This window comes from Kibdelosporangium persicum, from assembly GCF_013280595.1.
GTDB classification, from domain to species: Bacteria; Actinomycetota; Actinomycetes; order Mycobacteriales; family Pseudonocardiaceae; genus Kibdelosporangium; species Kibdelosporangium persicum.
This window is the reverse complement of the sequence record NZ_JAAATY010000056.1, coordinates 1-14,117: the sequence shown is the minus strand read 5'-3', so window position 1 is coordinate 14,117 and position 14,117 is coordinate 1. Positions and strand designations below refer to the sequence as shown.

Sequence of the window (14,117 nt, the reverse complement as noted above, 5' to 3'; positions counted from 1 at the left end):
ATGGCCGACTACGAGCAGATGCCCACCGACTGGGACCGCGCGTTGGCGATCGTCGCCCACCCCGACGACCTGGAATACGGTGCCTCAGCCGCGATCGCCCGCTGGGTCGACGAAGGCAGGACGGTCGTCTACGTGCTGGCCAGCCGGGGCGAAGCCGGAATCGACGGGATAGCACCGGACGAATGCGGCCCGCTGCGGGAACGCGAGCAGATCGAAGCCGCCCGGATCGTCGGTGTGTCCGAAGTGGAGTTCCTGGACCACAAGGACGGCGTGATCGAGTACGGCCTGCCGCTGCGCCGTGACCTGGCCGCCGCGATCCGCAGGCACAAGCCGGAACTCGTGATCACCCTGAACTTCGCCGCGTCCTGGCCGGGCGGGTACCGCAACTCACCGGACCACCGCAACGTCGGCGAGGCCGTGCTGGACGCGGTCGGCGACGCCGGAAACCGCTGGATATTCACCGATCTCGATCTGGAGCCGTGGAGCGGCGTGCGCTGGGTGGCCGTGGCAGGTTCGTCCCAGGCGACCCACGCGGTGGACGTCGAGTCCAGTTTGGACCGTGGCGTCGCCTCCCTCGAAGCCCACCGCGCCTACCTGGAGGGCCTCGGCCCAGGCCCGATGTCGGAACCGGACACCTTCCTCAGGGACGTCGCACGGCAGGCAGGCGAGCGCTTCGGCGGCAAACCCACCGTGGCCTTCGAACTCCTCCCAGCCTGAAAAACCCCTCGTGAGTGTTTATCAGGGTTAGAACACGGATAAACACTCACGAGGGGTGGGGGTCAGGAGCGGAAGGGGCCGGTCACCTCGTAGGTGATGCCGCCGCTGCTGCTGCCGGAAGTGCCGCGCTGAGACGAGAAGTACAGCCGCTTCCCGTTCGGGCTGAAGGCCGGACCGGTGATCTCCGAGCTGCTCTGGCCGTTGATCCGGAGGAACGGTGCCACGACGGCATCCGGGGTGATGATGCAGATCTCCATGTTGCCGCCGTCTTCCGCGACGAACAGGTCCCCGCCGCTCGACCGGGTCACGTTGTCCACGCCTGTCAGCGGCGGAGTTCCAGGGCTGACAAGGGAATCGTCGTACGTCAGGCTGATCGAGCCGTTGACCGCGTCATACGCCCACACGCGGTTGTCGCCCTTGGTCGTGAACCAGCAAACCCCGGCGGCGTAGTAACACCCTTCGCCACCGTTGAACCGCTTGGCACCGGAAACCTGGTTGCGCGTGGCCGTCGGACTCCCGTCCGGGTCCGGCACCGGCTGCCACGTGACCGGGCCGCTCGTCTGCGAGTTCGTGCCGATCAGGACCTCGAGACGGCCGGCGGACAAGTCGCCCCACGTGTCCGGGATGAACCGGTAGAAGCAGCCGTCCGACACGTCCTCGGTCAGGTAGATGACCTTCCGGTCCGGGTCGGCCGCACAGGCCTCGTGCTTGAACCGTCCCATGGCCGGACGCCGGACCGCGGCCTTGACACCCCACGGGTCGGTCTCGTACACGTAGCCCCGGTCGACCTCCTCGCAGGAAAGCCATGTGTTCCACGGAGTAGCGCCACCGGCACAGTTCACGTTGGTCGCCGACAGGGTGCGGTACGCGCTCGTGATGTTGCCGTTCGCGTCGAACTTGATCGACCCGGCGCCGCCGGTGATCGCGACTTCGCTGTTCGACGTGTAGATCCAGCCCGTGCCGTCGGCGAAACACGCTCCGCCGTCCGGTGCGGGGTGCCAGGTGTAGGACGTACCGGCCACGCGCTGGCCGGTCCGCGCGACGACCCGGCTGGTGAAACCACTGGGCAGCATGATGCCGTTCGTGTCCGCGGCCTGTAGCGGACCGTACGGGCTCGGTCCGGGCTGGGCGGTGGCGGCGAAGGCTTCATGCCAGGACGCTCCGCCGAAGGCGGCGGCAGCTGCTCCGACGACTCCCACTCGTAAGAAACTGCGACGTTCCACGGTTGCTCCGTTCGCGGTGGGTGCAGGGTCAGTTGCGACGGGTATCGAAGCTAATCGTGGGCGGTGACGGCAGCGCCAACAATCGGCGAATCTGGTGAGATGTCGCCATGACCACACCTGTCGCAGTGATCACCGGTGCCGCCCAGGGAATCGGCCGTGAGGTCGCGCGGACCCTCGCCGAGCGCGGCTATCTCACCGTCCTTGCCGACCTGCGGGAACCCGACGAACCTGGTTCCCTGACCGTCGTCGGCGACGTCAGCGATCCGGCGTACGTCGCCGAGTTGGCGCGTCGGGTCCGGTCGGAGTTCGGCCGGGTTGACGTGGTGGTGAACAACGCGGGTGTGTCCCTGCTCCAACCGGCTGAGGACACGACCGTCGAACAGTGGCGGCGAGTGCTCGACGTGAACCTGACCGGTCCGTTCCTGCTGAGCCAGGAGTTCGGCCGGGACATGCTGGCCGCGGGATCGGGGTCGATCGTGAACATCGCGTCGATCGCCGGACTGCGGGGCATCGCCGACCGCGTCGCGTACAACACGAGCAAGCACGGCCTGATCGGCCTGACGAGGACGTTGGCCGCGGAGTGGGGCGGCAGGGGAGTGCGGGTGAACGCCGTGTGCCCCGCGTGGGTCAAGACCGAGATGGACGAGGCGGACCAGGCCAGCGGTGGGTACACCGACGACGACATCACCGGCCAGGTGCCGATGGGCCGGTTCGCCGCACCCGGCGACATCGCTTCGGCCGTGGCGTTCCTGGCCGATCCGGCGTTGTCCGGGTACATCAACGGCGTGGCGTTGCCGGTGGACGGCGGCTGGACGTCGGACGGCAGCTGGACCTCACTCCGGCTGCGTAAACGCCCCTGACCGCTTACGTGACGATGCCAGCAGCGGGTCCCTCCCGGCCGCGAGTCCATTGTGGACTTTGCTGCGGTTTCCCTACTGCGCGATATGGACGGTCACCCCGGAAGACCGCAGTGCCGCAAGCTCTTCCGGGTTGGCGCCCGCGTCCGTCACGACGTGCGTGATGCCGGTGGCGGGAACGGTCCGCACCGTGGTGTCGACGCCGATCTTCGTGCTGTCGACGAGTGCGACCACTTCGGTGGCGGTCGCGGCCAGCGCACGGTCGATCGCGGCCACCCCGGAGTTCGGTGTGGACATACCGTGGGACGCGGTGAGGCCGTTGCCGGACAGGAAAGCCCGCCGTACCCGCAAAGTCGCGACGCTGTCCACGGCGGCGCTGCCGACCAGCGCCTGGATCGGCCCGCGCAACAGGCCACCGGTGACCATCACCTCGATGCTCGGCGATCGAGCAAACGCTTGCGCCGCCAGCAGGGAGTTGGTGACGACGGTCAGCTCGGACATTCCGGCCAGGCGCTTGGCCAGCGCCAGCGTCGTGGTCCCCGCGCCGAGCGCGATCGCGTCACCGGGGTCGACCAGTTCCGCGGCCAGGTCGGCGATCGCTGCCTTCTCCTCGGCCGCGGCGGCCGACTTCTCCGGGTGGCCCGGTTCGTAGGCCGCCCGGTCGTTGGCGACCGCGCCGCCGTGCCGTCGCGCCAGCATGCCCTCGGCTTCGAGGTGCCGCAGGTCGCGTCGGATGGTCACCTCGCTCGTCTTGACGATGCGCGCCAGCTCACGCAGTGACACGGCCCCGTTGGACCGGACGAGTTCGAGGATGACTTGGCGACGCTCGGCGGCGAACATGCGCCCGAGGTTAACCTGATCACTTCTGTACCGAAAGTGATCGGTTATGACGAGTGCTGGGTCAGCCAGCTGTCAACTTCGGTCAACGCCTTGGTCCGGGCGGGTTCGGCGGACAGGAAAAGGTCGTGCACCCCGTCCGGAATCTCCACAACTGTGACGTTGCGGCCGAGTTTTGGTGCATATTTGACCATGTCCGCCACATCGAGAACGGTGTCCGCCTTCATCGCCGCCGGACTCCACTCCTTGGTACGCAGCAGGCTGCGGCTCGAATGCAGCACGAGCACCGGCGCCTGGACGTCGAGGCCGCGCTGGAGCTTGGCGTGCCCGATCCGGATCGCCCGCAACCAGCCCGCCAGCACGGGGAACGCGGCCAGCGGCTTGAGCTTGAGGTCGAACTCCCACTCGCCGTGGTGGTCCTTGTGGATGCTCATGCCGTAGACCGACCCGAGCCCCTTGCGCAGGACGAGCTTCGGCGCGAGCTTGCCGAACCGTTTGATCAGCGCCGTGCCGATCGTGCGCGCCGCCCACGGCTCGGCGAGCTCGAACCACGGGCTGTTGAGCACGAGTCCGTCGACCGGGAGGTCCTTACGGGCGTCCAGCCACAGCGGCGTGATCAGACCGCCCGTGGAGTGCGCCATGACCGTGAGGCTGGCGTGGCCGTCCGCCCGGACCTTCTCGACGGCCGCGTCCAGCTCCTCGTAGTACTCGGTGATGTCCAGGATGAAGTTCGGCGTGTCGGTGTCACGCAGTGAGCGTCCGTACGAGCGCAGGTCGACGGCGTAGAAGTCGTACCCCTGCGCCGTGAAGTGCTCGGCGACGTGCCGCTGGAAGAAGTAGTCGGCGAAGCCGTGCACGTAGAGAATCGCGCCGCGGGTCTCGCCCTCGGCGGGCACCCGGACCAACGTGGCGACGCTGCCGTCCTTGAGTCGCAGCGTGCGCGTGTCGAAGTCGTCGCTCACTTCGGGGACATTAGCCGGTGGGTGTGATGAATTCGATGCCTGTGGTGACGCGTGTCATGGGGGTGAGCAGGCATGCTGTCCGACATGCACAACGAGCCGCATTACCTGGCCGGTCTCTTTCTGGCCGGCCGCCGGGTTGTCGTCGTCGGTGCGGGTACGGTCGCTCAACGGCGGCTGCCCCGCCTCGTGTCCGCGGGAGCACGGGTGGAGGTGGTGGCGCCCTCGGCGACGCCCGCCGTCCAGGCCATGGCGGACAACGGTGAGATCACCTGGCACCAGCGGCCGTACCAGCACGGCGACCTCGCCGATGCCTGGTACGTGGTGAGTTGTGCGTCCGACGCGGCCGTCAACGCAGCGGTCTCCGCCGAGGCCGAAGAGGTCCGTGTGTTCTGTGTACGCGCCGACGCGGGCACCGAGGGAAGCGCTGTCACGCCCGCTGTCGGTGACCACGACGGTCTGTTGGTCGGCGTTCTCGCTGGCGGTGAGTACCGACGCTCGGGTGCCGTACGCGATTCGTTGCTTGAAGCGCTGCGTTCGGGCCAGGTCGCCACACACCCCGAGGATCGTGAGCTGCCCGGCGTCGCCCTGGTCGGCGGCGGCCCCGGCGACCCCGAGTTGATCACGGTTCGCGGCCGCCGGCTGCTCTCCCGCGCGGATGTCGTTGTGACAGACCGGCTCGCGCCCCGTGAACTGCTCGACGAGTTGCCCCAAGGCGTGGAAGTCGTCGACGCCTCGAAGATCCCCTACGGCCGCGCGGCGAGCCAGGACGTGATCAACTCGACGTTGATCGAGAACGCGCTGGCGGGCAAGTTCGTGGTGCGCCTGAAGGGCGGTGACCCGTACGTCTTCGGCCGTGGCTTCGAAGAACTCATCGCCTGCGCCAAAGCGGGCGTCCCGGTGACCGTGGTCCCCGGCGTGACGTCCGCCTTCGCGGCGCCCGCGGTCGCCGGTGTCCCGGTGACTCATCGCGGCGTCGCCCACGAGGTCGTGGTCGTGTCCGGTCACGTCGGCCCGGACTCCGAAGCGTCCCTTGTGGACTGGCCGGCCCTTGCCCGGCTGAAGGGCACGATCGTACTGCTGATGGGCGTGGAGCGGATCGGCGAGTTCGCCTCGGCCCTGCTGGCCGGAGGCCGCCCCGCCGACACGCCCGCCGCCGTGATCCAGGAGGGCACGACGCGGAACCAGCGCGTCGTGAGGTCCACTTTGGACAAAGTGGCCGCGGACGTCCGGGAGGCGGGAATCCGCCCACCGGCGATCATCGTCTTCGGACCCGTCGCGGGCCTGTCCGAACTGGGCTGAAACGCGACGAAGCCCCGGCCGTGCGGGCCGGGGCTTCGACGCTGGCTGACTGTTCCGCCTATTCCGCGGAGACCTTGCGGCCGTGGGTGCGGCCCCCGTCCCGCTTGCCGCGGAACGGGCGGTTGCCGCCCTGGGACGAGCCGTCACGCTTGCGCTCGCCGGAGAACTTGCGGTCGCCGTTGAACTTGCGCGGACCACCGCCGTTGCCCTTGTAGCCACCGGTGTGGGGGCGCTTGGGGCGGCGAGGCTCGATCACACGCTCCGGAACGGGTTCACCACTGGGCGTACGGGCGCCGGTGATGCGGATCAGTTCCGCGTCGCCGGGGCGGACACGGACGTTGTGGGCGCGGACGCCTGCGCGATCCGTCATCCGGCGCACGCTGTGCCGCTGGTCGTGGGTGACCAGGGTGACGACGGTGCCGGACTGGCCCGCACGGGCCGTGCGGCCTGCGCGGTGCAGGTAGTCCTTGGGGTCGGCGGGCGGGTCGACGTGCACGACCAGGCTGACGTCGTCGACGTGGATGCCGCGGGCGGCAACGTCCGTCGCGATCAGCACGGGCGTGTGGCCGTCCTTGAAATCGCCGAGCACGCGGGTACGCGCACCCTGGGCCTTGCCGCCGTGCAGCGCGCCGGCGTTGATGCCGATCGACCGCAGCCGGGTGGCGAGCCGGTCCACGTGGTGCTTGGTGCGCACGAACATGATCGTGCGACCCTCGCGGGCGGCCATCTCGGCGACCACGTTCGGCTTGTCCTCACGGGAGACCAGCAACACGTGATGGTCCATTGTGGTCACGCTGGCGGTCGCCGGGGCGACCGAGTGGGTGACCGGGTCCTTCATGTACTGCTTGATCAGCTTGTCGACGTCACCGTCCAGGGTGGCGGAGAACAGCAGCCGCTGACCGGTCGGGTCGGTCTGGTCCATGATCTCGCGGACCTGCGGCAGGAAACCCATGTCCGCCATCTGGTCGGCCTCGTCGATCGCGGTGTACCGGATGTCGTGCAGCACGACAGTGCCCTGACGGACATGGTCGGACAACCGGCCCGGCGTGGCGATCAGCAGGTCGACGCCGCGGCGCAACGCCTCCGCCTGCTTGACGAAGGACATTCCGCCGACCGCGGCACGGCACCACAGGCCGAGCGCACGGGCGAGCGGGGAAAGCGCGTCACTGACCTGCAAGGCCAGTTCCCGCGTCGGGACGAGGATGAGCGCACGCGGCCGCTTCGGCTTGGCGCGGCCACCATCCAGTTGGGACAGCAGCGCGAGACCGAACGCGAGGGTCTTGCCGGAACCGGTCTGCGCCCGGCCGAGCACGTCCTTGCCCGCGAGTGCGTCGGGCAGGGTGGCGGCCTGGATGGGGAACGGTTCGGCGATACCGGCTTCGGCGAGCGCGGTGAGCAGCGGCTGGGGCAGGCCCAGCTGGTCGAACTTCGGTGACACGAAGACCTCTCGGGAAGTGGCACGTCCCGAGCAGGTGTTGCCAGCCGGACGGGCCCGGCGCACGGATGCGCCGCGTGGATTGGGGAGCTTCGCGGCCTGTCTGGCCGCTCCTAGTACTGATCAGCTTACCTGACCGACAACCACGGTCTCGAACCGATTAGTCCCGGCTGTGACGCAGGGAACTACGCGGCTCGTTTCCACGGCCGTCAGCCGATCCTAGATCACCAGTTCCAGCGACCCCGGGGCGACCTGTTCCAGGCGCAGATCCGCTTTGGCCGCAACGGTGATCATCTTGCGGACGGTGTCCGGTTCGGCGGGCGCGCACGCCAACGCCCGGGCCAGTTTGCCCTTGTGCGCCTTGTTGAAGTGGGTCACGGCGAGGCGCCGGCCGCCCGTCTGCTCGCTGACCACTTTGACGGTGATCGCCCCGGGAATCCTGGCCAGTCCGGCATAAGGGCCGGAACGCATGTCGACCACCGGACCCTCGATCCGGGCGAGAACAGGTTCCAGCGCCGGACGCCACAAAGCCCCCAGCGGTCCGACGCCCGGCAAGGCGCTCGACGCCGAAAGCCGGTACGCGGGCACGGGATCGTCCGCGCGTACCAAGCCGAACAGTGCCGAGGCCACAGCGAGTCGTCCGGACGCGCGTTTGCGCTCCCCGGGTTTCATGCCCGAAACGTCCAAAGCGTCGTAGAGCACGCCTGTGTACCGGGACAACGCGGGCATCGTCGGCGACGAGCGCAGCGCCGCATTGCGTGCCACTTCACCGGACTGACGATCCGACAACCCCAGCGCCGCCAGACTGGCGGGCACGTCGGACGCCAGGTCGACCAACGCCGACACCAGTTTCCCGCGAACCGGCTCCAGTTCGGGGAACGACAACGCGGTCAGGTCGAGCGACGGGCCGTTGCCGCCCTCGGCCTTGGTCTCCGACGGCGGAAGCAGCACGAGCACGGCAAAAGTTTACTCAGTGTTGGATTGTCCTCGCTGCGCTCGGACGGGCTTGGTCGCCGGGAGCCGGCCGTTTCCGCCCCGCCCCACGCGGCCGACACCGCGCGGTGCCTGCTGGCCGTTGTGGCTGGGGCGGTGTCGGGCGTGTTGCGTGGCGTAAACGACCGGCGCGACCAAGCCAAGTTGCATCGCCCCAGCTCAGCCCTCGTGAGTGTTTATCAGGGTTAGAACCCTGATAAACACTCACGAGGGGGGTGTACCTGGGAGAGTGGAGGGTATGCGGACGATCGACTGGCGGAATGGGCGAATTGTCCTGATTGACCAGACCTTGCTCCCGGGCACGCTCAAGGTCGTCGACGTGGAGACGGTCGACGGGCTCATCGACGCGATCAAGCGCCTGGCCGTGCGGGGTGCTCCGGCGCTCGGCGTCGCGGGTGCCCTCGGGGTCGCCCTGGCCGCGCGAAACGGCGACGACGTGCGTAGGGAGGCCGAGAAGCTGAGCAAGGCGCGCCCGACCGCTGTGAACCTGTCGTGGGGCGTCCGCCGAGTTCTCGCCAAGCTCGACCAGGGCACCGAGGCCATGGTCGAAGAGGCCGTGCACGTCCTCGAAGATGACATCCGCCGCAACAGCGACCTGGGCAGGCGCGGCGCGCAGTGGCTGATCGACCGTCTGGGGCAACGCATCAACGTTCACACGCACTGCAACGCGGGCGCGCTGGCGTGTGTGGAGTGGGGTACGGCTCTCGGTGTCGTAAGGGCGCTGCAAGAGCGCGACGCCCTGGGCCACGTATACCTCGACGAGACGCGTCCGTTGCTGCAGGGAGCACGGTTGACGGCGTGGGAACTGAAGCAGATGGGCGTCGACCATACGGTGGTTGTCGACTCCGCGGGCCCCACGGTTCTGGCCAGAGGCATGGCTGACGCAGTGATCGTCGGAGCCGACCGGATCGCCGCCAACGGCGACGTGGTCAACAAGATCGGCACCTACCCGCTGGCTCTCGCCGCCGCCCGGGCGGGCATTCCCTTCCTCGTCGCCGCGCCGGAATCCACGATCGACCCGGCCACGCCGGACGGCGCGGCGGTGGAGATCGAGGTCCGGGACGCCGCCGAGATCCTCGGCGACCACACCCCGGACGGCAGCAACGCCCTCAACTACGCCTTCGACGTCACCCCGGCCGACCTGATCACCGCGATCGTCACGGATGAACGGATCATCAATGGAAAACCGCTGGGCTGAATCGTGTCCCGACCCGCTCGACGACTGCGTGCGGGCCTCCCGGCTGCTGGGCGCCGAGCCGGACCTCGTGTTGCACGGCGGCGGCAACACCTCGGTGAAGGTGACCGTCGAGGACATCACCGGCGAGCCGGTGGAAGTCTTGTACGTCAAGGGAAGCGGCTGGGACCTGGCGAGCATCGAACGCCCCGGGTTCGCGCCACTGCGCCTCGACCGGTTGCGGCGACTCGTCGAACTCGAGGAACTGCCGGACGGCCGGATGATGAACGAGCTGCGTTGTGCCCTGCTGGACGCGAAAGCACCCGACCCGAGCGTGGAAACGTTGATGCACGTGGTCCTGCCGCATACCTCCGTGCTGCACAGCCACGCCGACGCGGTGATCACGCTGACCAACCAGCGCGAGCCGTTGGTCAAGGAGGTGTACGGCGACAAGGTCGTGGTCGTCCCGTACGTGATGCCGGGTTTCAAGCTCGCTCGCACGGCCGCGGAGCTGTTCAGGGACCAGTTGACTGACGACATCGTCGGCGTGGTCCTGATGAACCACGGCCTGTTCACGTTCGGCGGCACCGCCCAAGAGGCCTACGACCGGCACATCCGCCTGGTCACGCAGGCCGAGGAGCACATCGGCCACAGCGCGGCCACCGCCGAACCCGTCCTCGTCGACCCGCTGGCCATCGCCCGGCTCCGGCACGAGATCGGCCCGATGATCGTCAGCAGGCACACCGATCCGGAGGTCATGGCCTTCGTCAACCGGCCTGACCTCGCCGACGTGGCCACGCGCGGCCCGGCCACCCCCGACCACGTCATCCGCACCAAACGGATCCCGCTGGTCGGCACGGACATCGACGCCTTCAGGACCGCCTACCGGCAGTACTTCGCCGAGAACGCCACCGGCGAGGAGGTCATGCTCGACCCGGAGCCCCGGGTGATCCTCGACCCGGAGCTGGGCATGCTCACGGTCGGCAAACGCGCGAAGGACGCCGACATCGCCGCCGACATCTACCGGCACACGATCCGGATCGTCGAGAACGCCGAACGGATCGGCACCTACCAGGGCCTGCCGGCGAAGGACCTGTTCGACATGGAGTACTGGGAGCTCGAACAGGCCAAACTCCGGCTCGCCGGTGCGCCCGCCGAGTTCACCGGCGAGGTCGCGCTGGTCACGGGCGCCGCCTCGGGCATCGGCAAGGCCTGCGTCCAGGCGCTACGGGCCAAAGGCGCCAGCGTGATCGGCCTCGACCTGACCGCCTCCGAGAGCGGCACGGACTACCTCGGCCTTCGGGTGGACGTGACCGACACCCAAGCCGTGCGGCAGGCGATCGCCCAGGGCGTCGACCGGTTCGGCGGCATCGACATGGTGATCCCGTCCGCGGGCGTCTTCCCCGGCAACACGCCGATCGCGAACCTCGACCAAGCGACGTGGCGGCGCACCCTGGCGGTCAACACCGACGCGATCGCGGAGCTGTTCACCCAGGTCCACCCGTTCCTCAAGCTGGCACCGAACGGTGGCCGGGTGGTCGTGATCGCCTCGAAGAACGTGCCCGCGCCAGGCCCGGGCGCGGCCGCGTACTCGGCCTCGAAGGCCGCCGTGACGCAGCTGGCGAGGGTCGCGGCGCTGGAATGGGCGGCCGACGGCATCCGGGTGAACACGGTCCACCCGGACGCCGTTTTCGACACCGGCCTGTGGACGAGCGAGGTGCTGGAACAACGGGCCGCCCACTACGGCATGTCAGTCGGCGACTACAAGCGCCGCAACCTGCTGAAAACCGAAGTGACCAGCGCCGGAGTGGGCAGGCTGGTCGCCGAGATGTGCTCGCGGACGTTCGCCTTCACGACCGGGGCCCAGGTTCCGGTCGACGGCGGCAACGAGCGGGTCGTATAACCGGTTGGAAGTGCGTGGACGGCGTTCACTACCCTCTTGAGGCACTGTCACCACGAGGAGTGAACGCCGTGATCACCAGGATGTCGTCGCTGTTCCTGCGCACCTTGCGTGAGGATCCGGCGGACGCCGAGGTACCCAGCCACAAGCTGCTGGTACGCGCCGGCTACGTCCGCCGGGTGGCCCCGGGCGGTTACTCCTGGCTGCCGTTGGGCATGCGGGTGCTGCGCAAGGTCGAGAACATCGTCCGCGAGGAGATGGACGCGATGGGCGCGCAGGAGATCCAGTTCCCCGCGCTGCTGCCCCGTGCGCCCTACGAAGCCACCAACCGGTGGACCGAGTACGGCCCGAGCGTGTTCCGCCTGAAGGACCGCAAGGGCGACGACTACATGCTCGGCCCGACCCACGAAGAGCTCTTCACGCTCACCGTCAAGGGCGAGTACAGCTCGTACAAGGACTACCCGGTCATCCTGTACCAAATCCAGACCAAGTACCGCGACGAGGCGCGGCCCCGCGCGGGCATCCTGCGCGGCCGTGAGTTCGTCATGAAGGACTCGTACTCCTTCGATCTGGACGACGAAGGTCTGGAGCGCTCGTACCAGCTGCACCGGGACGCGTACATCAGGACGTTCGACCGGCTCGGCATGGAGTACGTGATCGTCAAGGCCACGTCCGGCGCGATGGGCGGCTCGGCGTCCGAGGAGTTCCTGGCCGTCGCGGTGTCCGGTGAGGACACTTACGTCCGCAGCACCGCCTCGGACTACGCCGCGAACGTGGAGGCCGTCGTCACCCTCGCGCCACCGGAGCAGTCCATTGAGGACAAACCCGCCGCGCAGGTGCACCACACCCCGAACACGCCGACGATCGAGACCCTCGTCGACTTCCTCAACAAGTCCGAACTGGACCGCAAGTTCACCGCGGCGGACACGCTGAAGAACGTGCTGGTCAAGATCCGGCAGCCGGGCGAGAAGGAGTGGACGCTGCTGGGCGTCGGCGTCCCCGGCGACCGCGAGGTGGACATGAAGCGGCTCGAGGCGTCACTGGAGCCCGCCGAGGTCGCGCTGCTGGACGAGAAGGACTTCGCCGCGAACCCCTTCCTGGTCAAGGGATACATCGGCCCGGGCGCGCTCGCCGCGAACGGTGTCCGCTACCTCGTCGACCCGCGGATCGTGCGCGGCACCGCGTGGGTCACGGGCGCCGACAAGGCCGACCACCACGTCGTGGACCTGGTGTGCGGCAGGGACTTCACGCCCGACGGCACGATCGAGGCCGCCGAGGTCCGGGAAGGCGACCCGGCGCCGGACGGCAAGGGCACCCTGGTCGCCGCACGCGGGATCGAGATCGGCCACATCTTCCAACTGGGCCGCAAGTACGCGGACGCGTTCCAGCTGGACGCGCTCGGCCCGGACTCGAAGCCGATCCGGATCACCATGGGCTCGTACGGCATCGGCGTCTCGCGTGCGGTCGCCGTGATCGCCGAGCAGTACAACGACGACAAGGGCCTGATCTGGCCCCGCAACGTCAGCCCGTTCGACCTGCACATCGTGATGGCGGGCAAGGACGACAGCATCCGGGAGTACGCCGAGAAGCTCGCCGGTGAGCTGGACGAGGCGGGCGTGACCGTGCTGCTGGACGACCGGAAGGCCTCGCCGGGGGTGAAGTTCGCGGACGCCGAGCTGATCGGTGTGCCGACGATCGTGGTGATCGGCCGCGGTCTGGCGAACGGTGTCGTCGAGGTGAAGGACCGCGCGACCGGCGAGCGGGCCGAGGTCCCGGTCGGCGAGATCGTCGAGCACCTCAAGGACCTTGTCCGCGGCTGAGGGCTAACGCGTTACTCCGACCAGCGCATAACGGCGTGCTGTTCATCGTGGACGCTTGCGGTGCGGCTCCCTCCTGGCTACGTTGACCTTGTTTCAGCGAGCCGGGAGGGTGCTCGCCGTCTGGGGGTAATACAAGCGTGTCGAGGGTGAAGCATGTCTTAGTTTGTGCTGCCTGCGTTATGGCGTCGTTTTCAGTGATGACGCCTGTCGCCGCGTATGCGGGGCCGTCGGTGGTGGTGAACGCGGAGCAGCCGTCTGATGACTGGGTTTGGGTGCGTTATTTGGCGAGTGCGCATCCGTACAGCACGGTCCGGACTGCGGCGTGGTCGGCGTTGGTGAGTAGTGATCCGAACGCTGCGATCGCGGCGTTTCTGGAGTGGGGTTACGACTACGCGGTGGAGCGTGCGCAGCAGCGTCGTGCGCGGAATATGGACTTCATCCGTCGGGTGTATGAGACCACGACGGTGGAGTATTCGCCGGAGGTGCACAACGAGGCGAAGCGGTTGCTGGGTGCGGGTGTGACGGACTCGGAGCGTGAGACGTTTGTGCGTTCTGGGTATGAGGCTGCTCGGTCGCGTGATCGGGTGTATCGCGATGAGGTGGGTGCGCAGAAGCAGGCGTTGGTGCAGCGGGATCGGGATTTTGTCCGGTTGTTGTCGGTGAACGATCCGGGTGAGCAGGTGCGGTTGTCGGCGTCGTATGCGGTGCGGGAGGGGTCGACGGATGATGATCTGGTCGAGTTCTTCGCGTATGGCTGGGCGACGGGTTCGCGGTTGGATCTGGAGGTGTTCCGGATGCGGCAGGCGAACGAGAACATGCGGTGGCGGGCGACGGTGTTGCGGTTGATCGTGGATGCGGAGGCTGCGGAGAAGGCGGCGCGGGAGGCGTCGGAGGAGACCA

The 14,117-nt window shown here is 68.3% G+C and carries 12 protein-coding genes; 7 read left to right on the top strand and 5 right to left on the bottom strand.

Going from position 1 to position 14,117, the window contains the following annotated elements; translation table 11 throughout:
• Positions 1–717 (top strand): PIG-L deacetylase family protein, encoded by a 717-nt coding sequence (locus GC106_RS45555; protein ID WP_217281793.1) that lies wholly within the window; start codon positions 1–3, stop codon positions 715–717.
• A gap of 62 nt (positions 718–779) precedes the next feature.
• On the opposite strand, the gene GC106_RS45550 is transcribed toward GC106_RS45555, so the two are convergent.
• On the bottom strand, positions 780–1,940 hold the full coding sequence (locus GC106_RS45550) for an alkaline phosphatase PhoX (RefSeq protein WP_173142434.1): 1,161 nt from the start codon (positions 1,938–1,940) through the stop codon (positions 780–782).
• 107 nt (positions 1,941–2,047) lie between these two features.
• Between GC106_RS45550 and GC106_RS45545 the strand changes: the two genes are divergently transcribed.
• On the top strand, positions 2,048–2,800 hold the full coding sequence (locus GC106_RS45545) for an SDR family NAD(P)-dependent oxidoreductase (RefSeq protein WP_173142433.1): 753 nt from the start codon (positions 2,048–2,050) through the stop codon (positions 2,798–2,800).
• A 72-nt stretch (positions 2,801–2,872) separates the two neighbouring features.
• Here the strand turns inward: GC106_RS45545 and GC106_RS45540 are convergent, their stop codons facing one another.
• Both GC106_RS45540 and GC106_RS45535 read right to left on the bottom strand, forming a co-directional pair.
• Positions 2,873–3,637: a DeoR/GlpR family DNA-binding transcription regulator gene (locus GC106_RS45540; protein WP_173142432.1), complete on the bottom strand. Its 765-nt coding sequence runs from the start codon at positions 3,635–3,637 to the stop codon at positions 2,873–2,875.
• A 44-nt stretch (positions 3,638–3,681) separates the two neighbouring features.
• Entirely contained in the window at positions 3,682–4,596 is a 915-nt protein-coding gene (locus GC106_RS45535; RefSeq protein WP_173142431.1) for an alpha/beta hydrolase, read from the bottom strand.
• Positions 4,597–4,668: 72 nt separating this feature from the next.
• Between GC106_RS45535 and cobA the strand changes: the two genes are divergently transcribed.
• Positions 4,669–5,895, top strand: a complete 1,227-nt coding sequence (gene cobA, locus GC106_RS45530; protein ID WP_246368315.1) for a uroporphyrinogen-III C-methyltransferase — start codon at positions 4,669–4,671, stop codon at positions 5,893–5,895.
• 58 nt (positions 5,896–5,953) lie between these two features.
• Here the strand turns inward: cobA and GC106_RS45525 are convergent, their stop codons facing one another.
• Together GC106_RS45525 and yaaA are read right to left on the bottom strand one after the other, a co-directional pair.
• Positions 5,954–7,333, bottom strand: coding sequence for a DEAD/DEAH box helicase (locus GC106_RS45525; protein WP_312873422.1), 1,380 nt, complete (start codon positions 7,331–7,333; stop codon positions 5,954–5,956).
• A 216-nt stretch (positions 7,334–7,549) separates the two neighbouring features.
• Positions 7,550–8,287, bottom strand: a complete 738-nt coding sequence (yaaA, locus tag GC106_RS45520; RefSeq protein WP_173142429.1) for a peroxide stress protein YaaA — start codon at positions 8,285–8,287, stop codon at positions 7,550–7,552.
• Between the two features lie 274 nt (positions 8,288–8,561).
• On the opposite strand from yaaA, the gene mtnA reads away from it, so the two are divergent.
• The 4 genes from mtnA to GC106_RS45500 all read left to right on the top strand — a co-directional run.
• Complete coding sequence (gene mtnA / locus GC106_RS45515) at positions 8,562–9,521, top strand: S-methyl-5-thioribose-1-phosphate isomerase (RefSeq protein ID WP_173142428.1); 960 nt, start codon at positions 8,562–8,564, stop codon at positions 9,519–9,521.
• Complete coding sequence (locus tag GC106_RS45510; RefSeq protein ID WP_173142427.1) at positions 9,502–11,400, top strand: bifunctional aldolase/short-chain dehydrogenase; 1,899 nt, start codon at positions 9,502–9,504, stop codon at positions 11,398–11,400. Before mtnA ends, GC106_RS45510 begins: the two co-directional genes overlap by 20 nt.
• A 68-nt stretch (positions 11,401–11,468) precedes the next feature.
• Complete coding sequence (locus tag GC106_RS45505) at positions 11,469–13,217, top strand: proline--tRNA ligase (protein WP_173142426.1); 1,749 nt, start codon at positions 11,469–11,471, stop codon at positions 13,215–13,217.
• Positions 13,218–13,363: 146 nt separating this feature from the next.
• Positions 13,364–14,117, top strand: a 754-nt coding sequence (locus GC106_RS45500; protein ID WP_173142425.1) for a hypothetical protein, incomplete at its 3' end; no start/stop codon positions are given.

Bases quoted from the DNA above. Each gene is read 5' to 3' on its own strand.
- GC106_RS45555 (WP_217281793.1), top strand. From the start codon at position 1: ATGGCCGACTACGAGCAGATGCCCACCGACTGGGACCGCGCGTTGGCG.
- GC106_RS45545 (WP_173142433.1), top strand. From the start codon at position 2,048: ATGACCACACCTGTCGCAGTGATCACCGGTGCCGCCCAGGGAATCGGC.
- GC106_RS45540 (WP_173142432.1), bottom strand. From the start codon at position 3,637: ATGTTCGCCGCCGAGCGTCGCCAAGTCATCCTCGAACTCGTCCGGTCC.
- cobA (WP_246368315.1), top strand. From the start codon at position 4,669: ATGCTGTCCGACATGCACAACGAGCCGCATTACCTGGCCGGTCTCTTT.
- mtnA (WP_173142428.1), top strand. From the start codon at position 8,562: ATGCGGACGATCGACTGGCGGAATGGGCGAATTGTCCTGATTGACCAG.
- GC106_RS45510 (WP_173142427.1), top strand. From the start codon at position 9,502: ATGGAAAACCGCTGGGCTGAATCGTGTCCCGACCCGCTCGACGACTGC.